Origin of the sequence: Novosphingobium sp. BW1 (genome assembly GCF_008107685.1) — a bacterium.
In the GTDB taxonomy this organism is placed as follows: domain Bacteria; phylum Pseudomonadota; class Alphaproteobacteria; order Sphingomonadales; family Sphingomonadaceae; genus Novosphingobium.
Genome location: NZ_VIRF01000078.1, coordinates 20,468 through 40,450 on the forward strand (window position 1 = coordinate 20,468; position 19,983 = coordinate 40,450).

17 protein-coding genes are annotated in these 19,983 nt (G+C 66.1%); 7 read left to right on the forward strand and 10 right to left on the reverse strand.

Going from position 1 to position 19,983, the window contains the following annotated elements; translation table 11 throughout:
• The first annotated feature begins 7 nt into the window (after positions 1-7).
• From FMM79_RS12395 to FMM79_RS12410, 4 genes are all read left to right on the forward strand, one after another.
• On the forward strand, positions 8-1,111 hold the full coding sequence (locus tag FMM79_RS12395) for a hypothetical protein (RefSeq protein ID WP_148627787.1): 1,104 nt from the start codon (positions 8-10) through the stop codon (positions 1,109-1,111).
• Complete coding sequence (locus FMM79_RS12400) at positions 1,095-3,299, forward strand: hypothetical protein (RefSeq protein ID WP_148627788.1); 2,205 nt, start codon at positions 1,095-1,097, stop codon at positions 3,297-3,299. Before FMM79_RS12395 ends, FMM79_RS12400 begins: the two co-directional genes overlap by 17 nt.
• Entirely contained in the window at positions 3,299-4,207 is a 909-nt protein-coding gene (locus FMM79_RS12405; protein ID WP_148627789.1) for a mechanosensitive ion channel family protein, read from the forward strand. Before FMM79_RS12400 ends, FMM79_RS12405 begins: the two co-directional genes overlap by 1 nt.
• An 83-nt stretch (positions 4,208-4,290) precedes the next feature.
• A complete protein-coding gene (locus FMM79_RS12410; RefSeq protein WP_162528503.1) occupies positions 4,291-5,658 on the forward strand; it encodes an FAD-binding oxidoreductase in 1,368 nt (455 codons plus the stop codon).
• 162 nt (positions 5,659-5,820) lie between these two features.
• On the opposite strand, the gene FMM79_RS12415 is transcribed toward FMM79_RS12410, so the two are convergent.
• Entirely contained in the window at positions 5,821-6,747 is a 927-nt protein-coding gene (locus FMM79_RS12415) for a LysR family transcriptional regulator (protein ID WP_162528504.1), read from the reverse strand.
• Positions 6,748-6,983: 236 nt separating this feature from the next.
• On the opposite strand from FMM79_RS12415, the gene FMM79_RS12420 reads away from it, so the two are divergent.
• Entirely contained in the window at positions 6,984-9,479 is a 2,496-nt protein-coding gene (locus tag FMM79_RS12420; RefSeq protein ID WP_162528505.1) for a TonB-dependent receptor, read from the forward strand.
• A gap of 109 nt (positions 9,480-9,588) precedes the next feature.
• The gene (locus tag FMM79_RS12425) at positions 9,589-11,019 is read left to right on the forward strand and encodes a sulfatase (RefSeq protein WP_148627793.1); all 1,431 of its coding nucleotides are present in this window, start codon (positions 9,589-9,591) and stop codon (positions 11,017-11,019) included.
• Here FMM79_RS12425 and FMM79_RS12430 read toward each other — a convergent pair.
• The 5 genes from FMM79_RS12430 to FMM79_RS12450 form a co-directional block, all read right to left on the reverse strand.
• Positions 11,016-11,951: a LysR family transcriptional regulator gene (locus tag FMM79_RS12430; RefSeq protein ID WP_148627794.1), complete on the reverse strand. Its 936-nt coding sequence runs from the start codon at positions 11,949-11,951 to the stop codon at positions 11,016-11,018. The two genes, FMM79_RS12425 and FMM79_RS12430, sit on opposite strands and share 4 nt — an antisense overlap.
• Positions 11,952-12,161: 210 nt before the next feature.
• A complete protein-coding gene (locus tag FMM79_RS12435; protein WP_148627795.1) occupies positions 12,162-12,953 on the reverse strand; it encodes a hypothetical protein in 792 nt (263 codons plus the stop codon).
• A gap of 48 nt (positions 12,954-13,001) precedes the next feature.
• Entirely contained in the window at positions 13,002-14,060 is a 1,059-nt protein-coding gene (locus FMM79_RS12440) for a L,D-transpeptidase family protein (RefSeq protein WP_148627796.1), read from the reverse strand.
• Positions 14,060-14,323, reverse strand: coding sequence for a GlsB/YeaQ/YmgE family stress response membrane protein (locus FMM79_RS12445; protein ID WP_148627797.1), 264 nt, complete (start codon positions 14,321-14,323; stop codon positions 14,060-14,062). The genes FMM79_RS12440 and FMM79_RS12445 overlap by 1 nt, the downstream gene beginning before the upstream one ends.
• A 336-nt stretch (positions 14,324-14,659) precedes the next feature.
• Entirely contained in the window at positions 14,660-15,208 is a 549-nt protein-coding gene (locus FMM79_RS12450) for a hypothetical protein (protein WP_162528501.1), read from the reverse strand.
• Positions 15,209-15,740: 532 nt separating this feature from the next.
• On the opposite strand from FMM79_RS12450, the gene FMM79_RS12455 reads away from it, so the two are divergent.
• Positions 15,741-16,808 carry an AraC family transcriptional regulator gene (locus tag FMM79_RS12455; RefSeq protein ID WP_162528506.1) on the forward strand — a complete coding sequence of 356 codons (1,068 nt, stop codon included), beginning with the start codon at positions 15,741-15,743 and terminating at the stop codon, positions 16,806-16,808.
• 6 nt (positions 16,809-16,814) lie between these two features.
• Here the strand turns inward: FMM79_RS12455 and FMM79_RS22085 are convergent, their stop codons facing one another.
• The 4 genes from FMM79_RS22085 to FMM79_RS12475 all read right to left on the reverse strand — a co-directional run bounded on the left by FMM79_RS22085 (position 16,815) and on the right by FMM79_RS12475 (position 19,971).
• On the reverse strand, positions 16,815-17,081 hold the full coding sequence (locus tag FMM79_RS22085; protein ID WP_148627800.1) for a TetR family transcriptional regulator: 267 nt from the start codon (positions 17,079-17,081) through the stop codon (positions 16,815-16,817).
• Positions 17,082-17,177: 96 nt separating this feature from the next.
• Complete coding sequence (locus FMM79_RS12465) at positions 17,178-18,143, reverse strand: GTP-binding protein (protein WP_148627801.1); 966 nt, start codon at positions 18,141-18,143, stop codon at positions 17,178-17,180.
• Entirely contained in the window at positions 18,140-18,739 is a 600-nt protein-coding gene (locus FMM79_RS12470) for a DUF1826 domain-containing protein (RefSeq protein ID WP_148627802.1), read from the reverse strand. Before FMM79_RS12470 ends, FMM79_RS12465 begins: the two co-directional genes overlap by 4 nt.
• The gene (locus FMM79_RS12475) at positions 18,736-19,971 is read right to left on the reverse strand and encodes a GTP-binding protein (RefSeq protein WP_148627803.1); all 1,236 of its coding nucleotides are present in this window, start codon (positions 19,969-19,971) and stop codon (positions 18,736-18,738) included. The genes FMM79_RS12470 and FMM79_RS12475 overlap by 4 nt, the downstream gene beginning before the upstream one ends.
• Between the last annotated feature and the right edge of the window lie 12 nt (positions 19,972-19,983).

Here is a 19,983-nt window from a genome sequence, read left to right on the forward strand (position 1 = left end):
TGCCGCCATGACGCTCTCGCCCCTTCGCCTCGTGCTGCTCGTCCTTGTCGCCATGATGGCGCTGGCCGTGTGTGAGACGCCGCTCCTCGCGCAGCCCACCGAGGCCGACGCCACCCCCGCAAGCGCGCCCGAGATGGCTCCGGCCGCCCAGCGCGCCGCACGCATCCAAGCGCTTCTCACCGGGAATCTGGACCCGGCTGTCGATGCCCACGACCTCTTCGGGGCCAGCCTCATCGGGCAAGACACCGCACGACTGCGGTTCGTCGCGCGCATGGTCGAGGGCCGCGATTTCTACCAGCGGGCCGCGCGCGATCCGGCCGCATTGGAAGGCCTGCCTCCGCCGCAGGCGCAGCTCGCGCTTGCCGAAGCCGCCTTCCTGCGCCTCTCAGACCAGCGCCGCCGCACGCTTCTCGAGAGCCATGCGAAAGCCCACCGCAGTTTCCGCGAGTCTGCCGAGGAAATGAGCTCGCAGGCCCAAGAGCTCAAACGCCTGAACGCTGAGCTTACCGCGCTTCATGCCTTCCTCAAGGGGGAGGCCGTGCCACCGGGCGCGCTCGACATCAACCTGCTGGATGCCGCCAGCAACGCAGGCCAGATGGCGCTCCTGCGCGACACCAAGATACCCGATGAGGACGAACCCGCCGAAAACGCATCTCCGGCGCTGCGCATCGCCTGGCTAAAGGACCAGGTCGCGCTTGCCCGGCGTACGATCTTCCGCTTGCCTCCCGACCGTCTGGCCCAGCTTGCAGCCGCTTCCGGCATCTCCTCGCGCTCGGCGCAGGAAGTCGCCCAGGCTGATGCGCGGCTCAAGAACACGAACACCCGCCTTAGCAAGGCCGAGCAGGACGCGCGCGTTGCGGCGAGCGAGCATGAACGCCTTGTCGCCAGCGAACGCGCGCGCCTCATCAAGACCGAACAGACCCAGGCTAAATTCCGAGCCGACCTCGTGCGCGACATCGCCTCGCCCGACACCATCGGCGACAACGCTCTTGCCTGGCGCCGCCGCACCTTCGAAGCCGCCAAGGCCGGCCCGGCCGCGGCCGACGCGCTCTACCCCCGAACTCGTCGCCGAACTGACCGAGGTGCGCGGACGGTTGCAGGCCGCACTTAAGGCCTCCGAAGCGCCCTCGACGCCCGGCCTGACGCCGCCGGCCCTCGACCGCGCGCTGTCCTCCGAGGCGCCGGAGATACGCGCGCTGGATATCCACCGTGCCGCACTCGAACGCGACGCAGCGCTGCTGACCGAAGCCCACGCCCAGCGGCTGTGGCAGCAGCGCAGCGCGCTGCGCGAGGCGATGAACCTGATGAATGGCGCACGCCTCACTCTCCTGCACGCGCTGAGCGGTTCGATGCGCAACCGGATGACCGGCTTTGGCCCGGAAGGCGTCGCGCAGGTCCGCCGTGAGGTCTTCGAGATCGTCCTCGAGCTGCGCTTCAACCTTCAGGCCTGGCGCCATACCGCCAACGATCTTCTGGCCCGCGTGGCCCGCCCCAGCCCTGCCTTCGTCCTCGCTGTGCTACGCCTCATGCTGATCGCCATGGCGTTCGCCTGGTGGCGCAAGCGCGGCGATGCGCTCCTCGCGCGCGCGCAGATGGCGGCGGCAGTCAAGCGCCCGCGCACGATTCTGCGTTCGCTGCAGAGCGCCGCGCTCCAACACTGGTGCCAGGTGCGCGCACCGCTCGACTGGCTGCTGCTGGCCTGCGTCCTGAGGTGGCTCTGGCCCGAGGACCTTGCTCTTGCCGGACTGCGCTTCATCTGGATTGTGGCGTTCTGGTCGTTAGCGACCGTGGCTACCGTACGCCTTGTCAACGAGCTGGCGCGCGGGCGCGGACAGGACGATCCGCGCGCGGCGCTGCGCTGGAAGTCGCTGCGCCTGATCGCTGGCAGCCTGCTGGCGATCAGCCTAATGCTCAACCTCACCCGCGCAAGCGTGGGGGAAGGCGCGATCTACAACTGGGTGGTAACAGTCGCCTGGCTGCTGGTGTCGGTGGTGGCGGTTCTGCTCGCTAAGTGGTGGCGCGCGCACATCGTCAACCTCGCCGCGGCGGACGCGGGTGACAGCGCGCTGCTGCGCTGGATCGCACGTGACCCCGGCGGCGCAACCGGCGTCACCGGGCGCATTGCGGTAGGTGTGCTGCTGCTGGCCAAGGGTGTGCGCGCGGTGGTCGCACGGCGCGTGCGCGATGTAGCGCTGGTGCGCGAGATGCTGGAGCAGCGCGCGCGCATCGCGGCCGAGCGGCAGGTCGCCAAGGACAAGGTGAGCGGACGCTTCCACCGCCTTGCCCCCGAGACCCTCGCGGTCTTCGATCCGCACCGCCCGCCGTCGACGCTGCGCCTCGGGACCGAGCGCCCGGGGCATCTGTCTATGCCTCTGATCCCTGCCGGATCACTCACCCTGTTCGTGGGCGAGCGCAGGATCGGCAAGTCCTCGTACTTCCGCGACCTCGCCCAAAAGTCGGGCAAGGACATGCGCCACGTCCATCTTGAAGTACCTCCTTGCCCGCCCACAGACTGGGTCGCGCGCTTGCCCAACCAGCTGGCGCAAGAGGCACGCGGCGGCGCCCCGCTCTTCATCACCATCGACGATATTCAGCGCCTCATCACCCCGGCCATCGGGGGACTTGCCACGCTCGACCGGCTGATCGGACAGGCCCGCCATTCCTGCGAGGAGGGCCATGCCTGGGTCTTCGCAATCTCGGATGCCGCCTGGCGATTTCTCCAGCGCGCGCGCAGCGAACGCATCCTCTTCGATGTCATCCACACGCTCCCCGTCTGGACCGCAGACGAACTGCGCGCCCTTATCGAGCGCCGCTCGGCGCAGGCCGGGATCGCCCCCGACTTCTCCGCCATGATCGATGACGGCGTGTTCGAGTTCGGCGAGGATGTCTCGGTCACCGAGCGGCGCAAACGCGGCTACTACGAGCGCCTCGCCGAACACGTAGGCGGCAACCCGGCGATCGCGCTTGACTACTGGCGCCGCTCGCTCTTCGTCGAGGCTGGCACCGGCGCGGTCAACGTGCGCACCTTCGACACCCCGCCCACCGAAAGCCTTGCCGCCCTTCCGATGCCCGCCCTCTTCGTGCTGCGCGTGCTGCTCCAGATGGACTTTGCCGACAAGGCGACCATCCAGGCCAGCACCGACCTTTCGGACATGGAGATCAGCGACGCGCTGCGCCGCCTCGAACGCATGGGCGCGGTGACATACGTGGCGCCCGGCTACCAGATCGCGCTCAACTGGTGGACGACCATCGCCCGCCTGCTCGTGCGCCAGAACCTCATCGTGCGGGAGACACGCTGATGCCCGGCCCCTCGTTTGCCCCCGCCCTGTTCCGGCCCTTGCGGTCAGCCGCCCCGCTCCTGATTCTGGTCGCCAGCCCCGCGTGGGCCCAGGAAGATATCGACATCGACACGATCAGCCGCCTCGCCGACATCGTGCGCTGGGGCGGAGTCATCACCTCGCTCTTCGTCGTAGCCGGCGCATGGATGCTGCTGCGGCTTCTCGGACGCTTCGTCGCCGCCTTCGGAAGCGAGTTCTCCTCACGCCGCCTGACCTTCCACAAGGTCAGCACGATCGGCCAGTTTGTGATTTACGTCGCCACGACCCTGCTCGTGCTCCTGCTCTCCTTCCGGGTCGACGAAACGACGCTCGCGGTGATCGGCGGCACGGTGGCGGTGGCGGTCGGCTTTGCAATGAAGGACCTTGTCGCCTCGTTCATCGCCGGCGTCATCGTCATGCTCGACCGGCCCTTCCAGGTCGGCGACCGTGTCAATTTCGGTGGCGAATACGGCGATATCACCGCTATTGGCCTGCGCTCGGTGCGCATGCAGACGCTGGACGACAACACCGTCACCATCCCCAACAGCAAGTTCCTGAGCGATGTGACGTCCTCGGGCAACTACGGCGCGCTCGACATGCAGGTGGTGATGGATTTCCACATCGCCGCCGACCAGGATTTCGAGCGTGCCCGCGAGATCGTGAACGAGGCCGTGCTGTCCAGCCGCTACGTCTTCCTCGCCAGGCCCGTGGTCATTCTCGTCAACCAGTGGGTGTCGGATTACCTTGTCGGCGTACGCCTGCGGCTCAAGGCCTACGTCCTCGATACGCGCTTTGAGAAGGCCTTCGAGTCCGACGTGAACCTGCGGGTCCTATGCGCTTTCCAGCACGAAGGAATCCTGACGCCCGGCCAGCCCCGCCCCGCCACCTGACCCCAGCAATGGATTGCAGCGCCCCAGAATTAGCGTAGTGTATGCCGACAGCGAACGGCACCCACGAAGGGAGAGGGGCCCGAATGTCCAGCAACGCACATTCCATCGCCGATTTCACAGGCGCCGTGATTGGCCCCGACGATCCCGAGTTCGACACCGCCCGGCAAGGCTGGAACGCCATGATCGAGAGGCGCCCGGCGCTTATCGCGCAGTGCAACAACGCCGCTGACGTGGAGGCTGCCGTCCGCCATGCCGCCGCGCACGGGATGCAGGCCGTCGCGCGCTGCGGAGGCCATTCGGTGTCGGGCGCCGCGCTTGTCGAAGGCTCGCTCCTCATCGACCTGGCAGCCCTCAAGCGGATCGAGGTCAACGCGGTTGCGCGCACCGCACGGGTGGGCGGCGGCGTGCTCCTGGGCGAACTCGATGCAGCCACGCAGGTCCATGGCCTCGCCGTCACCGCCGGAGTCGAGCCCGAGACGGGCGTCGGAGGGCTGACGCTGGGCGGAGGGATTGGCTTTCTCGCCCGCCAACTGGGCCTTGCCATCGACAACCTGATCGGCGCCGAAGTCGTGCTCGCCGATGGCAGTCGCGTCGAAGCCAATGCCCGCGAGCATCCCGACCTTTTCTGGGCGCTGCGCGGTGGGGGCGGCCAGTTCGGGATCGTCACCCGGTTCGACTTCCAGCTTGCCCCCGTGGGCCCCGAAATCACCACCGCCTGGGCCTTCTACCCCTTGGACGGAGCGCAGGAGGTCATGGCCTTCGTGGGTGATTTCATGCGCGCCGCCACGCGCGAGGTCGGCCTTGTACCCGCCTTCATGAGGCTACCGCCGCTGCCCGACTTTCCAAGCGAACTGCACGGCAAATCCTGCCTGGCCCTCATTGCTCTCCACACAGGCGAGCCCCAGCGCGCCCCGCGCGAGCTTGCGCCCCTGCTGGAAGTTGGAAAGTGCCTGCACGGCTTCGTCACGCCCCAGCCTTATGTCGAGTTTCAAAAGGCCTTCGCCAATTCCTCCCCCAGGGGCGGGCGCTACTACTGGAAGTCGATCTTCGCCGCCGAACTCAGCCCTGATCTCGTCGCATGCCTCGCCGAGGGAATCGCGGCGATCCCCGGAGAGTACACGCTGATATTCCTTGAAGCGCTTGGCGGGGCGATTTCCGAGGTCGACATTTCGGCCACCGCCTTTCCCAATCGCCATGCGCTCTACAACGTTGGCATCTCGGCCGGGTGGTGCGAACCGACTGAGGATGAGGCCATCATCGAGGCCGTGCGCGAGGTCTTCACGCAGCTTGAGCCGCTGTCGGATGGCACCGTCTACCTCAATTATCTCGACCGGGACGAAGCCGCGCGGGTGCCCGCCGGGTTCGGCCCGAACTACAAGCGCCTTCGCGCGGTAAAGGCCCGCTACGACCCGGAAGGTCGCTTCCCCGGCCCGCTTTCACAAACTACGTGAACTTACGAGGAGTTAACCACAACCCATTGTTTTGTAGATGATATATCTAAACATTATAGGCCTTCACTGCCATGCTCAGCGTCCGAAACCCTTGCAGAAAGACCTAATAAAATATCTAAGCAATAAGACGTAATTATATAAGATTACGCATTTTCGGCAGGTTCAAATCAGTGCTGGGTAGTCCGGATTGTCCATCACACAGCCAATCAGGAAATCCGCCACGAGATCGGGTAGACGCCCCTCCGCTCCCGCCCGGCGCATCCACATCAGACGGTAGTTCTCGAGCGGAAAGAGCGGGGCAAGATGGGGCCGGATGGCGGGCGCAATCATCGCCTCGGTCATGCATGCCGCTCCCATCCCGCGCTCGACGAGGTTCACCATCACATCGAAGTCGTCGCAGTGGCCGACGATCCGGCGCGGGACGATGCCCAGCCGGGCAAGCCCGTCAAGCTGCGCGCGGATCTGATCCGAACCGGCCGCAGGCAGGATGAAGGGAAGCGCGCTCACCGCCTGGTGCGAAAGTTCCTCAGCGGCATCACCCACCAGCGAGCGCGCAGCGTAGATCGCGCAGCGCACCTGCGCGAGACTGCGTGCCCCCTCCCCCACTTCTCCAACGAGCGGAGCATGGAACAAGGCAAAGTCGGGTTCGGGCTCGCGCTGGCCCGGGTCGAAAGCCTCGCCCGGCACATGGGTATCGAAGGCGATCTCGAGTTCGGGATGCGCGCCGAGCAGGTAGCCGAGGCGCGGCCGGACATAGTGCTCGAACAAAGCCAGCCCGATCCGCACGCGGAAACGCCCAGCACAGGGCTCTGCCGTTTCCTCGGGCCGGTGCGCGGCCAGTCGGCCCGCCGCGGCGTGAAAGGCCCGGAGGTCCTCGGCAAAGGCCATACCCTGCGCGGTCAGCGCCAGCCCCTTACCTGCCTGCCGCGCAATCAGCGCAAAACCCAGTTGCTTTTCGAGAAGCCCGATCTGGCTCGACACCGCGGCATGCGAGATTCCCAGCCGCCGCGCGCAGCCGCGCACGCTCAGGTCCTGCGCAAGCGCCGCGAAAAGCTCCAACTGGCGCAGCGTGAACGGCAGAGGCGTCATGGCGATCTCTCTCCCGGCCCCCTCCCATGGGTGCCCATCCCCCGGGTCATAACCTGGGGGTTGCCACATGGGTAACCCAGCGATGCGTTGCCGACAAGCGCACACAGCCGCATCACACCTCCCACAACGATGAAAACATAACGGGAGAGTTGACGATGACGAGGAGCCTAGCGCCCGCGCCCCTTGGCGCGCGCCGAATTGCGCGGGAACCGGGACTTGGAGGTCTGGGGACAGCGATGAGCGCGCTGGGCCTCGTGCTGGCCTGCCTGCCGCTAGACGCCGCCCGGGCACAGGAGACCCCGCCGCCCGAGCCCGAACCCGATTTCGCGACAATTATCGTGACCGCGCAGTTCCGCGCCCAGAATCTACAAGACACCCCCATCGCGATCACCGCAATGACCTCAGACATGCTGGAAGAGCGTAGCCAGCAGAGCCTGGCCGACATCGCCAACCAGGCCCCCAGCGTTGCGCTGCGCCAGCAGTCGGCCTCATTCGGCCCCTCGATCAGCGCCTCGATCCGCGGCATGGGCCAGATCGACTTCAACCCGCTGGTGGAGCCGGGCGTTGGTCTCTATATCGACGATGTCTATTTCCCGCGCCTCACCGGGGCCAACTTCGAACTGGTCGATGTCGAGCGTGTCGAAGTCCTGCGCGGCCCCCAAGGCACGCTGACGGGCCGCAATTCCGAGGGCGGAGCGATCCGCTACATTTCCAAGAAGCCCGACGGCACCTTCGGCGGCTATGCCGAGGCAACCTACGGCGTCCGCGACCGGGTGAACCTGCGCGGCGCACTGCAGTTTCCCATTGCCGGCGATCTCTCGGCGCGCGTCTCGGCCGCGTACGGTCGTCAGGACGGATACGTCACCGGCTACGACTACGGCTGCCTTAATCCGGACAGCGGCGTCCCCGCGCAGACTTCGGGCGGCGACTGCAAGACTGCAGATTACGGGAACAAGGACTATTCCGCCGGGCGCGTTGCGCTGCGCTTCGAACGCCCTGGCATCGACCTGCAGCTGGTCGGCGACTACTCGCACGATTCCACCTACAACGCAGGCGAAGTCCTCCTCTACGCGAACAATCCCAACCCGAACGTCGCGACCGAGAACGGCTTGCCCTTCGACAACCGCTTCGTGTGCGGACGCTACTGCAATTACGCCGCGTTCCAGTCGGCGGGCGACAGTTTCCAGGCGGGGCTTATCCCTGGGCTCGACGGCTTTCCGGTCCAGCCCTCCACCCACGCTAACAAAGCCTTTTTCGAAGGCTGGGGCGTCTCGCTTCACGGCCAGTTCGACCTTGCCGACTGGATGAACCTCACCACGATCACCGCCTACCGGGGCTTTGATTCCAGGTTCTCCAACGACAGCGACCTCTCGCCTGCCCGCCTCGATGCGCCGGTAGTCGACCTCAAGAGCCGCTTCTTCAGCCACGAGATGCGCCTCAACGCCGAACTTGGGCCCATCGTCGAGGCAACTCTCGGAAGCTATTTCTCCAGGGAGGACACAGATCAGGCGACCCGCACCGACATTCGCTATGTCGCTGCGGCGGGCCAGCCTATCTACCCGCTACAGTTCCTGGGCGGCGGGCCGGTCGAAGTGGAATCCTTTGCGCTTTTCAGCACCGTCTTCGTGCGCCCCACCAGCGACCTCACCCTGACGCTGGGCGGGCGATACACCGACGAGAGCAAGTCCACGACGTATGAGCGCCTGAACTACGACGGCACCAGCCCCAACGCCTTCGTCGACCCCATCGGTGCGGCCTACGGCATCGGCTACCAGGGCCCGGACGTGCTCGACGTCAACGGCAATGGCAACACCGCCGAGATCGTGACCGCGCTCAATGGTCTTACGGGCGGCTTCAAGGGCACCCGCTTCGACTACCGTGCCAGCCTGGACTATCGCATCTCGGACGAGGTGCTGGTCTACGCCTCGACCTCGACCGGCTTCAAGGGCGGCGGGATCAGCCCGCGCCCGTTCAACGCAGCTCAGGTCCAGCCCTTCGGGCCCGAGGAGCTGACCGCCTACGAGGTCGGCGTGAAGACCGACCTTTTCGGACACCGCGTACGGCTCAACCTCTCGGCCTACCTCAACACATTCAAGGGCGCGCAGCTGGGCCTGCTGTCCTGCCCCCAGTTTGGCGGGCCCGGCCCCTGCGCCCTCCCCCAGAACGCGGGCGATGCCACGATCAGGGGGCTGGAAGCGGAACTGAGCGCCGAGCCTATCGACGGGCTCGACCTCAACGCCTCGGCCTCCTACCTCGACTGGAGCTGGGACTGCGTGAACATCCAGGTCGTGCGCGCACTGGCCCCCGGCGAGAGCAACAGCTGCAGCCAGGATGCCACCATCGTCGATCGCCTCGCCAGTCCGCCGCGCGGAGTGACCAAGTGGCAGTGGTCGATCGGGGCCCAGTACCGCATTGCGATCGACCGCTTTGGCAGCCTGACCCCGCGCATCGACGTCTCGCACCAGGGGGCGATGGCGGGCAGCGCGCTCGTGCCAGTGCCGGGCTCGCCCTCCGACCTCTACGGCCGGATTCCCAGCTACACCCTCACCAATGCGCGGCTTACCTATCGCACTGCGCAGGACAACTGGCAGCTCTCGCTCGGGGTCACCAACCTCTTCGACCAGTACTACTTCAGCCAGAAATTCGACCTGACCGGCGCGGGCGCGGGGCTCATCTCCGGCACCCCGGCGCGCCCGCGGGAATGGGCGCTCACGGTCAAGCGCCGCTTCTAGGAGGCCATGAGGGCGGGCCGGGAGGGCACTGATCTGGCCCCTTCCGGCCTTGCGCCCGGATCCGCCCCTGCCTTCACCTTCGGATACCTCTCGCGACAAGGGACGCACGATGACCAAGACGTTTTCTCCCAGCCCCCCGGTGATCTCGCGCCGCGCCGTCGTCGCGGGGCTTCTGGCCGGCGTCGCGCTGGCCCATGCGCCCGGGGCGCTCGCCGCTCCTTCGCAGACTTCGGGAACGCGCCCCAACATCCTGTTCATCATGGCCGACGACATGGGCTTCGCCGACCTCTCCTGCTATGGGCGGCGCGAATACGAGACCCCTGTGCTCGACCGGCTTGCGGCCGAGGGCATGCGCTTCACCCAGGCCTATGCCAACAGCGCGGTGTGCACCGCCACGCGCGTCGCGCTCATCACCGGGCGCTACCAGTACCGCCTGCAGGTGGGCCTGGAAGAGCCGCTCGGCCTTCGCGACGTGGGCCTTCCGCCCGAACAGCCGACGATGGCCTTGCTCCTGCGCGCGGCGGGCTATCACACCAGCCTCATCGGCAAGTGGCACATGGGATCGCTTCCCAAGTACGGCCCGCTCAAGAGCGGCTATGATCAGTTCTGGGGCATTCGCCAGGGCGGGGTCGACTACTTCACGCACAAGATCGGCGGTTTGCCGGACCTGTGGGACGGGGAGACCCCGGTCGAGGAGGCGGGCTATCTGACGCAGCTCCTTGCCGAGCGCACCATCGCAACGCTGGACGAGCGCGCGCGTGAGGACACGCCCTGGCTTATCAGCCTCCACCTCACCGCCCCGCACTGGCCTTGGGAAGGCCCCGAGGACCAGAGGGAAAGCACACGCCTCGATGCCAAAGGCGGCTTTTCCATCGCCCATTACGACGGGGGCTCCATGGACACCTACGCCGCGATGGTGACGTCGATGGATGAGCAGATCGGCCGCGTCCTCGACCGCCTTGCGCAGTTGGGCCTTGCCGAGGACACCCTTGTGGTCTTCACCAGCGACAACGGCGGCGAGCGCTTCTCCGACACCTGGCCCTTCACCGGCAAGAAGACCGAACTGCTCGAAGGGGGCCTGCGCATCCCCGCCATCGTGCGCTGGCCGGGCGTGACCCCGCCTGCAAGCACGAGCGCGGCGCAGATCATGTCGATGGACTGGATGCCCACGTTCCTGGCCGCCGCGGGCGCCGCGCCCGATCCGGCAAGCCCGAGCGATGGGCGCGACCTTCGCAGCGCGCTGGAAGGCCGTGAGTTTCCCGAGCGCGCGCTGTTCTGGCGCTTTCGCAACCATGACCAGATGGCCGCGCGCGAGGGCCGCTGGAAGTACCTGTCGATCGCGGGCAACAGCTTCCTGTTCGACGTCGAGGCCGACCCGCTCGAACGGGCGAACCTCAAGGAGCGCCACCCCGAAACCTTCGCCCGCCTGCGCAAGGCCTGGGAGGCCTGGAACGCCGAGATGCTGCCCAACGATCCCGAGGCCGCCTCCTACGGCTTCACCGGAGAGATGCTGGCCGACCATTTCGGGATCGATAGCTAGCTGCCCTCGTGCGTCGAAGGATAGGCGTTGTCCTTCAGGATCGCACTGCGCACGAACGCCTCCAGCGCATCGGCCTGCTCCCCGCACAGCGCCGGATTGCGGTAAAGCACGAGCGTCCAGTCTGAGAGAGGGAAGAGCCGAACCAGCTTCGCGCGTGCCGAACGCGTCAGGAGCGGCTCGAGCAGGCAGGCCGCGCCCACCCCGCGCTCGACCATGGCGACAAGAACGTCGGGATACTCGGTCCGCCCCACCACCCGGTGCGGAACAAGGCCCCGCTCGGCAAGGCTCGCCAGTTGCAGCGCCTCCTCGCGCGAGCCTTGCGGGGGGAGGATGAGCGGCAAGTCGGCGCACGCCTCGGCCGCAAGGGGAAGCGCGGCATCCTGCGCCATCTCGGGGACGCCGTAGATCCCGGAGCGCACCTGCCCGAGCGGCCGGCAATGGGAGGGCATGGGCCAGTCGCTGCGCAGGTGAAACACGGTGAAGTCACTTGCCTCGCGCCGCTGCGGGGCGGCCAGTTCCTCGGCAGGATGGGTACGCTGGACCTCGCAGGCGATCCCCGGGTGCGCGGCAAGGAAGGCGCCCAGCTTGGGCTTCACGTAAGGATCGAAAAGACCCACTCCAATGCGCATGCGAAACGTCTGCGCACTCGCGCGTTCGCGGCGCGAGAGACGATAGCTCGCCAGCTTGCGCCCGGCTTTATCGAGTGCATCCAGATCCTCCAGAAAGGCTTGCCCCCGTATGGTCAGGTTAGGGCGGCGGCCAGGTCCCCGCACGAACAGGGCGAGGCCCATGCGCGCCTCCAGCTCGGAGAGCTGGCGGCTGACAGAGGCCTGTGAAATCCCCAGCCGCTCGGCACAGTCGCGAAAGCTGAGCGTCTCGCTCAGGAGGGCAAAAACCTCCAGCTGGCGCAGTGTGAACGGGTAATCCCGCACCCTCTCCTCCTTGCATCGCCCCTCTTGCGGGAGCCGTGCGATCCTGCGCCGGGGCCGGCAAAAAGGCAATCGGGAAGGCGGTTTGGTGAGGCCCAAAGGTCCAGGTCCCGCGTCCCCCTCGGTGCTGGGGACACGGGACCTGTCACCGAGAGGGGGTATGGTCCCGGCGAAGTCGGTCTTTGCGCCGCGTTCAACAAGCCACCACGGCTCCTAGCGGCACTTGGGGTGGCTGTGGATGTCGCGGATGTCCTTCACGCGGCCGTCTGCCACGGTCATCTGGAGGCATTGCTTGGACGAGGGGCGGTTCCAGATGGTGTAGGCCGCGCTGCCCGACTTGAAGCCATCGACATTGCGAAAGCCCCGCCGCTCAAGCGTCGAATCCGCGCCGGCCGCCCGCGCGCCATTGAGGTCGAGATATGTCGCCGTGCGCTGGTACCCTCCATCCCCGTGGTGATACTGGGTGCGGTTATTGCGCTGTTCCACGCCTTTGGAATACCCACGCGAGTAGTACTTGGAGTCCTCGTAGTTGTGGTAGGACTTGTGGTAGAGCCCGTCCTGGTAGCCACGATCATATTCGCGTTCGTGGTCGTGGTTGTCGAAATGGACCTTGTCATCGTGGTCGTCGGACTTGTGGGCGATCAGCGCGCCGAGCAGTGCCAGCCCCGCCACAGCGGCCACCGCAGCCCCAGTATTATCACTCGAATGGTGGCAATCCTTCTTGTCGGCATCGTTGATGGTCATCACGCGCCCGTCGCTCACCTCGACCACCACGCAGTCCTTGCCGTCATCGTCCCACCAGTAGGAATAGCTCTCGCCATAACTTCCCTTGCGCCCGTCAATATACTTGAGGCCGCGCGACAGGAGCGCGCTTTCCGCGCTTGATGCACGCGCACCATTGAGATCGGTGAACGAGGAGGCCTTCTTGGCCATGACCGCATGCGGCGCCAGCGCGATGAAAACCGCCAGTGATCCCATGACGGCGAAGCGTAAGTGCGTATTCATGATCAGGCTTTCCCCTTCTGTTTGCCCATCTGCGCGTATCCCTGCGCCTCAACCCCCTTCAGGGACGGCGTGCGGGTGGATCGCTTCGATCACGGTGAGGTGATCCCACGTACCCGCGCCGACCCGCGAATTCGTGACCAGGACCGTCGTTCCAGGCCCGATCACCGCATTGAGGTCGCGGTAAAATTGGCGTGGCATCTCCACCCGGTTGAGCAGGGCCTCGTCGATCGCGCGTCCTTCCTCCTCCTCGTGGCCCGCCATCCCTACGAAGACCCAGTGCGGTTTGCCCTCCCGCACGATCTGGGTGATGACATGTGATCCTGGATCCGCGTCGCGGATGCGCGCGACACTGCGCCCGATTTCCTTGCCTCCACGCAGCACGACGATGCGCTGGTCGAGCTTGGAGACGATCACCGAGACCGGTCCTTCGCGGGCAATATTCGGGGTCCAGTGGAACTGTTCGCCGGGCCGCAAGGGATGGTAGGCGATCGCCTGGCCCGCATCGTCAAAGGGCGAAAGGAGCGCATTGCCGCTTGTCTCCAGGTGGTGCTGGGCATCGCCCTCGATCACCACAGTCACGCCCAGTTCGGTCGCGGCAAAGAGTTCGCGCGCGAAATTGTAAGGCAGGTGCACGCAGCCATGGCTTTCGGGGTAGCCCGGCAAGCCGCCCGCGTGGAGCGCCACGCCATCCCAGGTCAGCCGCTGCTGGTAGGGCATGGGCGCGTTGTTGTAGGTGCTGGAGCGGTGCTTGGCATCCTTCTGCAGGATCGTAAAGACGCCCGTCGGCGTCGCGTGGCCAGGTTTCCCCGTGGAAACCGTGGTCGCCCCGATGCGGACGCCGTTGCGATAGACGAGCGCGATCTGACGTGAGAGATCGACGAAGACGAGCACGGGCCCATCGGGCGCGACCTCGGGGGCCCAGACCCATTCACCCGGCTCCAGCGTCTCGATGGCCCGCGCCAACTCGGGCGCGGAACTGACCTTGGAGCCTTGCGCGCGCGCCAGGACCGGCAGCAGCGCGAACGCCACGGCCAGGACAAGCGCCAGCGCGTTGGCCGGCGCGCGCAGCCTCGCCGCGTCGAGGCGCGCAAACCCACAGCGCCCCATCAGCGCACTTTCCCGCGCTGGATCAGGTTGACGATGCCGAGCAACACCACCGCGCCGCCAAAGGCGACAAGAAGGCCCACGATCGAGAACTCCTGCACGCTTCCGGCAATGCCGAAATTGTTGGCAATCGCATTGCCCACGACCGAGCCCACGCAGCCCACCACGATGTTCCAGAAAACACCCATCGAAGCATCGCGGTTCATCACCTTGCTCGCCAGCCACCCGGCCAGCCCGCCCACGATCAGAGCAACGATCCAGCCCATGACGTATCTCCTCGTCCGTGCGCGCAAGGCCTCTTTCCCCTGCCCGCGATCCCGTTATCCGGCTGTGCGCCGCCACCCTTACAAAGCCTCCAGAGCAGCACGGCGTTGATTGCCGGCGCCAGCACGCCGCCCCCCAGCCAAGGCGATCGGCCAGGCGGTTCCAGGAGAAGCCCAGTGGCACCAGGAAGACGCCCGAAAGCGGGTTCCTCTCCGGATCCAGCGATCCGAACGGGCCGATGCCGAGCAGCGCCAGCGCCAGCGCGCCCAGGTAGAGCACGATGAAAACGAGAAAAACCCACGTCATCGCCATATTCCGAGCGGCGCGCCCATGGCCATCTAGAGCGCGCCCTCATCGCCGCCGTAAAAGACCTGGTCGAGCACGCCGTCGCGGCTTCCAAAGCATTGCCACGGCGCCTGCGCTCTCCGCACGTTCACGTAGATCATGACGCCCGATTCCGCCTCCTCGATACGCTGCGTGCCGATTACCTGCCCGTTGGTCACTTCGTTGATGCGGGCATGGCAGGCGCTTTCCATACCACCCGCCCCACGGATCGGATCACTCCCGAGTGCAGTGGCTGCTGGCGCCGTTGTCGCTCCAGAGCCCGCCTGCGCCAGGCCGGCATTGGCATCGCCCATCGGCACCGAGACGATGGCAATGGGCCCGTCTGCACCGAGAATGGTGCCGCCAAGTACCTTGGCCTCCGCCATGCCAGGACAACCGACGAGGACCGCGCTGTCATCGAGCCAGTTGGATGTCACCGCGCTTTCGCCCAGGCGCCGACAGGGATCGCCACTTGCCGGATAGCCATCGCCGATCACAACGAGGCTTTCGGGAAATGCCACCGGCTCAGCCGTCGGAACCGTGGTCTCTTCCCCAGGGGCCATGCCGCAAGCCGCCAGCAGGCCGCAAAGGCTGACGAGCAGCCCTGAGGGCCTGAAACGGTATCCCCACACGTGTGCAAGACAAAGGTGCACCTGCCCCTCCTGCAAGTCGCCATGGCGCGGAAATATCCCGCGAATGCCCGCAGATCATTTCGCCAGACACTCCAACGGTCAATAGCAATAGATGGCAACATTCTTGGCATTTACTGCCAAATTGGGAGAAAACCCCCAAACTCGATTGAAACATGCAAAGTACAAATCTCGGGAAACCAGTCCTAAAATTCTGAAAAGAATACACTTCGATCAATTTTTCACACGTGACCGGAATGTCTTTCCCTACTTTCGCGTTGACCTCGCTCGCGGGCCTCCGCAAACTTGCCTCCGGTTCGCACAGCGCTTCAGGGAGGAAGGGATGTCGAACAGATTACGCGCCAGCGCGAGGAATACAGGGAGCAAGCCCGGCCCGGCGTCCAAAACTCCGGACGACCGGGCGGAGCGCAGGATTTGCGCACGTTTTGTCCGCTCACTCGACGCGATGCTCGAAAGGCCCGCCTGGCTCCTTTCCGGTACGGGGCTCGCAGGGGGGAACGAGCTCCCCGAAACGGTCTGCGTGGGCCAGTACATCACGATCATGTCGAACATCGCGCGCCATGCCCCCGACCCTGCCTATTTCATCGATTTCCTGGAAGCCGGCGTGCCCTACTTTCGGGGCGGGATCGACCTTGCCACCCGCTACGCCCCCGATATCCGCAGCGCCTTTGCGATCCTGCCGCGCTTTGCCAACGAACGCCCCGGCATCTTCGAGCACCGCCTTTCGATGGATGCGTGCACGCTGACGCTCGAACTCGAAGCCCGCGTCACACTTGGCAAAGCCCGCCCGATCCTGACCGGAGCGCCGCTGCTTTTCCTCGCGCGCGTCGCGGCGGCCAACCTCGGCCACCCCGTCCATGAAGCGCGGATCGAATTGCGCCATCGCGAAGTGCCCTATGCCGACCGGCTGCGCGAGGCCTTTCGCTGCCACGTCGATTTCGCCGCCCCGCGCGATGCCATCAGCCTGCCCCGCGCCCTGGCCCTTCGCCCCAGCGTGACCCACGACGCAGCAGTCTGGACAGAAGCGCTTGCCCGCTGCGAGGCGGAGTTGGTCCCCTCGCAGCCCATGGCAGGCTGGGCGGCCCGAACCCGGGGCGCCTGCTGCAATCTGCTGACATCCACCGGCCGCGTTCCCCGCCTCGAACAGGTGGCCGGTGAACTTGGCGTGTCGGCGCGCACGCTGATCCGCCACCTCAAGGCCGAAGACACGCGCTTTCATGCGCTGGTCGACGCGCTCCTACAGGAACGCAGCGAGGTACTTCTGCGTAAGAATGGCATGGCCATCCGCAGCGTGGCCGAACAGCTGGGACTGAGCGATGCCTCCGACTTCAACCGCCGCTTTCGCCGCTGGTTCGGAATAACGCCAAGCCAGTACCGCGCGCGTGCCAACCTTCCCGCCACTGCGCAGTCCTCAGCTGAGGACGCTGTTTCGCGCAGGCGCGCCACCGCCGCGGCGACATCGGCGGCCGGATCGCAGTCCGCGCCATCCGGATCGAGCAGAGCCTACAGTTGAAGCCCGCTAGAGAGCGCTGAAAGCTGGCTCGCGGCGCACACGCGCCTGCCGGGCGCGAATGAAATCGTGGCCGGGGTGCGCGGGCACCATGTCCTCCCGGCTCACAAAGTAGTAGAGGACGTGCTGTGCCTCCATCTCCAGCGCCTTGGCAAGTTCACGCAGCGATTGCTGGCGGAAACCTTCACGCGCGATGATCGCGATCAGTCCGCCCAGGATCTTCTCGCGCCGCGCCGGCCCCTTTGCAGACGCGGTCGCGCGCGCAGGGGGCGGTATCGGATGATGTCGTCGTCATCGGCAATATCCTAGCCCGCTTTTGCGCTCCTCGACGAATAGAGTTTTGCCCCGCGCCCCAACTACAGGGCTGCGCGGCTATGGCGGCGTACGATGGGAACGACGGTGCCCGATGCGGGGAACGCCGGTTCTATGACCGGCCTTCGGCTCTACGCCCAGTGCCAGCGCGGTGCCGCCGGCGGTGACAGCGTCCACAGTCGAATCCGGCACCGGCTCGGGCGTGAACATCGCGAACGTCTCAGGGTCGAGTGGCTCGTCGAAGGTGAGGCAGGTGGCGCGGATATCGGGGCCGTGGCGGTTCACGTCGTGCGCTTGGTCGTGGTCATGCCCATGGGAATGCTCGTCATCCGCATAGGCCTCGGCGCGCAGCCAGTCCTGCACATCGCCGCTCTTACCCGCCGGGTCGAAGGCTCCGCCCCCGAAAAGCGCGCTTGCCGCGACGGCGCCGTGCTGCACAGCCAGGATCGGTGCAGCCGGGTTCAGCGACCGCAGCCACCCGGTCAGGGCTTCGCGCTCGGGCACACCGACGAGGTCGGTCTTGGTGAGCAGAATGCGGTCGGCGATCGCCGCCTGCTTCACCGCCTCCTCCTGTCTGTTGAGCGTGGCCGCGCCGTTCACCGCATCGACCGTGACGATCACGCTGTCGAGCCGGTAGATCGTCTCGAGCGTATGATCGCGCATCAGCGTATGGAGGATCGGGGCGGGATCGGCGAGGCCCGTGGTCTCGATCACCACCCTGTCGAACCAGCAGCGCCCTTCGCGCGCAAAACGCCAGGGGGCATCGCGCAAGGTGGCCAGAAGATCGCCGCGGATGGCGCAGCACAGGCACCCGCCAATCATTTCGACCTTCACTTCCTCGTGCCCTTGCGCGACAAGATCATGGTCGAGCCCGACCTCGCCCAACTCGTTGATGATGACGCGCGCACGCGCCATCTCGGGGCTCCGTACGAGAGCGTTGAGCGTTGTCGTCTTGCCGCTCCCCAGAAACCCGGTGAGGACCGAGACGGGGATCAGGCCATCGAGACTGGAAAGCACCCCGCTCACCGGATGCCCTCCCCGACGCCCAGCGGATCGAGCACGAGAAGCAGCCGCGTGCCACCCAGAGCCGACAGCGGAACCGAGCGGTGGAGGATCGCCGGTTCGGGCGCGAGCAGACGCCCCTTGAACAGGCCTACGTCCCCGGCGCGCATCTGGTGGATTTCCTCGGGCTCGCCCTGCGTGATCGCGTCGACCTCGATCCACTGCGTGCCCGGCCCGGCCAGCGTCGTGATCAAACGCGCGGGCACGTAGTCGGCGTGGAACTTGCGGCAGGCATCGGTGCGGATCACCTCCAGCCGGACCTTGACCTCAGCACACCCCATAATCGCGGCAAAACGGCGGCACAGATCCGCCATAAGCTGGGACAGCGCCTCTGTCTTCGCACCTTTGGGATAGCCCGCCTCCGCCAACCCCTCTCCGATCTCCCGCTCCAGATCGGTAAGCGCACAGGGGAAGGACAGGTCCGAAATGCCCGCATGGTCGAGTGCCTCGAGCCAGTCGAGGCGGCCCGACCGGCCCGCCTGCCAGATCGCAAGATGGACATCGGGTTCGGCGATGCGCGTGAGAACCTCGGGCGCGCTGGCGCAAACGGCCGCACTCATGCCATCACTTCCTGCGCAACCGGTACCCAGGCCGGGAAGGGGTCGGGCAGGTCCGCCCAGTCTTCGGGCACGAAGACCGCGCTGTGTATGAGGGAGGCCTCGAGCGCGCGGCGGATGCGCGCCTCGTCCATGCCGATACCGATAAAGACCAGTTCCTGACGCCGGTCGCCCCAGACAGGGTCCCAGCGCTCCCGCACGAAATTTTCGAACTTTTCGTCCTCGGGCCAGAGGTGCCGGGGCACGCTGTCCCACCAGCGCCCCATGCGCGCAGTCATCGTCTCGCTTCCCGCCACCGCCAGTTCGCCCACCCAGTCGGGCCGGGTCGCCAGCCAGAAATGCCCTTTGGCGCGCACCACGTGGTCAAGCCCGTCCGCCGTCAGGAAGCGGTGGAAGCGCGCCGGATCGAAAGGCTGGCGCGCGCGGTAGACGAAGCTCTCGATGCCGTATTCCTCCGCCTCGGGCCGGTGCTGCTCGTAGCCGTAAAGCTCCTTGGCCCAGAGCGGATGCTGCGCGGAACGTTCCTCGTCGTAGAGCCCGGTATCGAGTATCGCGCCTGCTTCGATCCGGCCATGGTCGCAGGTCTCGATCCGAGCCTCGGCGTTGAGGCAGCGCACCAGTTTTCGGACCACGTCCAGATGCAGGGGGCTCACCGAAGATGCCTTGTTGATGATCACGACATCGGCAAACTCGATCTGCTCAACGAGCAGGCCGACCAGCGAGCGAGTATCCTCCTCACCCGTACTCTCGCCCCTGTCGGCGAGGAAATCCTGGCTCGAATAGTCCGCCAGAAGGTTCACCGCATCGACCATGGTCACCATGGTGTCGAGCCGGGCAACATCCTCGAGCGCGGAACCCGCCTCGTCGCGAAACGAGAAAGTGCTGGCCACGGGAAGCGGCTCGGAAATGCCGGTGCTTTCAATCAGGAGATAGTCGAAGCGCCCCTCTTCGGCGAGCCGGCGCACCTCGTGGAGGAGATCGTCGCGTAATGTGCAGCAGATGCAGCCATTAGTCATCTCGACCAGCGTTTCCTCGCTGCGCGACAGCGCCGCCCCGCCCCCACGCACGAGATCGGCATCAATGTTCACCTCGGACATGTCGTTGACGATAACCGCAACGCGGCGTCCCTCACGGTTGGAGAGGACGTGATTCAGTAACGTCGTCTTGCCCGCGCCGAGGAAACCGGAGAGGACGGTGACGGACAGGCGCGCGTCGGGCTGGGAAAATGGAGTCATGGCAATCCTGCT

What these genes read in the sequence shown, in the direction of transcription:
- FMM79_RS12395 (WP_148627787.1), top strand. Translation starts at nt 8, where the DNA reads ATGACGCTCTCGCCCCTTCGCCTCGTGCTGCTCGTCCTTGTCGCCATG.
- FMM79_RS12405 (WP_148627789.1), top strand. Translation starts at nt 3,299, where the DNA reads ATGCCCGGCCCCTCGTTTGCCCCCGCCCTGTTCCGGCCCTTGCGGTCA.
- FMM79_RS12410 (WP_162528503.1), top strand. Translation starts at nt 4,291, where the DNA reads ATGTCCAGCAACGCACATTCCATCGCCGATTTCACAGGCGCCGTGATT.
- FMM79_RS12415 (WP_162528504.1), bottom strand. Translation starts at nt 6,747, where the DNA reads ATGACGCCTCTGCCGTTCACGCTGCGCCAGTTGGAGCTTTTCGCGGCG.
- FMM79_RS12420 (WP_162528505.1), top strand. Translation starts at nt 6,984, where the DNA reads ATGAGCGCGCTGGGCCTCGTGCTGGCCTGCCTGCCGCTAGACGCCGCC.
- FMM79_RS12425 (WP_148627793.1), top strand. Translation starts at nt 9,589, where the DNA reads ATGACCAAGACGTTTTCTCCCAGCCCCCCGGTGATCTCGCGCCGCGCC.
- FMM79_RS12435 (WP_148627795.1), bottom strand. Translation starts at nt 12,953, where the DNA reads ATGAATACGCACTTACGCTTCGCCGTCATGGGATCACTGGCGGTTTTC.
- FMM79_RS12440 (WP_148627796.1), bottom strand. Translation starts at nt 14,060, where the DNA reads ATGGGGCGCTGTGGGTTTGCGCGCCTCGACGCGGCGAGGCTGCGCGCG.
- FMM79_RS12445 (WP_148627797.1), bottom strand. Translation starts at nt 14,323, where the DNA reads ATGGGCTGGATCGTTGCTCTGATCGTGGGCGGGCTGGCCGGGTGGCTG.
- FMM79_RS12450 (WP_162528501.1), bottom strand. Translation starts at nt 15,208, where the DNA reads ATGGCCCCTGGGGAAGAGACCACGGTTCCGACGGCTGAGCCGGTGGCA.
- FMM79_RS12455 (WP_162528506.1), top strand. Translation starts at nt 15,741, where the DNA reads ATGCTCGAAAGGCCCGCCTGGCTCCTTTCCGGTACGGGGCTCGCAGGG.
- FMM79_RS12470 (WP_148627802.1), bottom strand. Translation starts at nt 18,739, where the DNA reads ATGAGTGCGGCCGTTTGCGCCAGCGCGCCCGAGGTTCTCACGCGCATC.
- FMM79_RS12475 (WP_148627803.1), bottom strand. Translation starts at nt 19,971, where the DNA reads ATGACTCCATTTTCCCAGCCCGACGCGCGCCTGTCCGTCACCGTCCTC.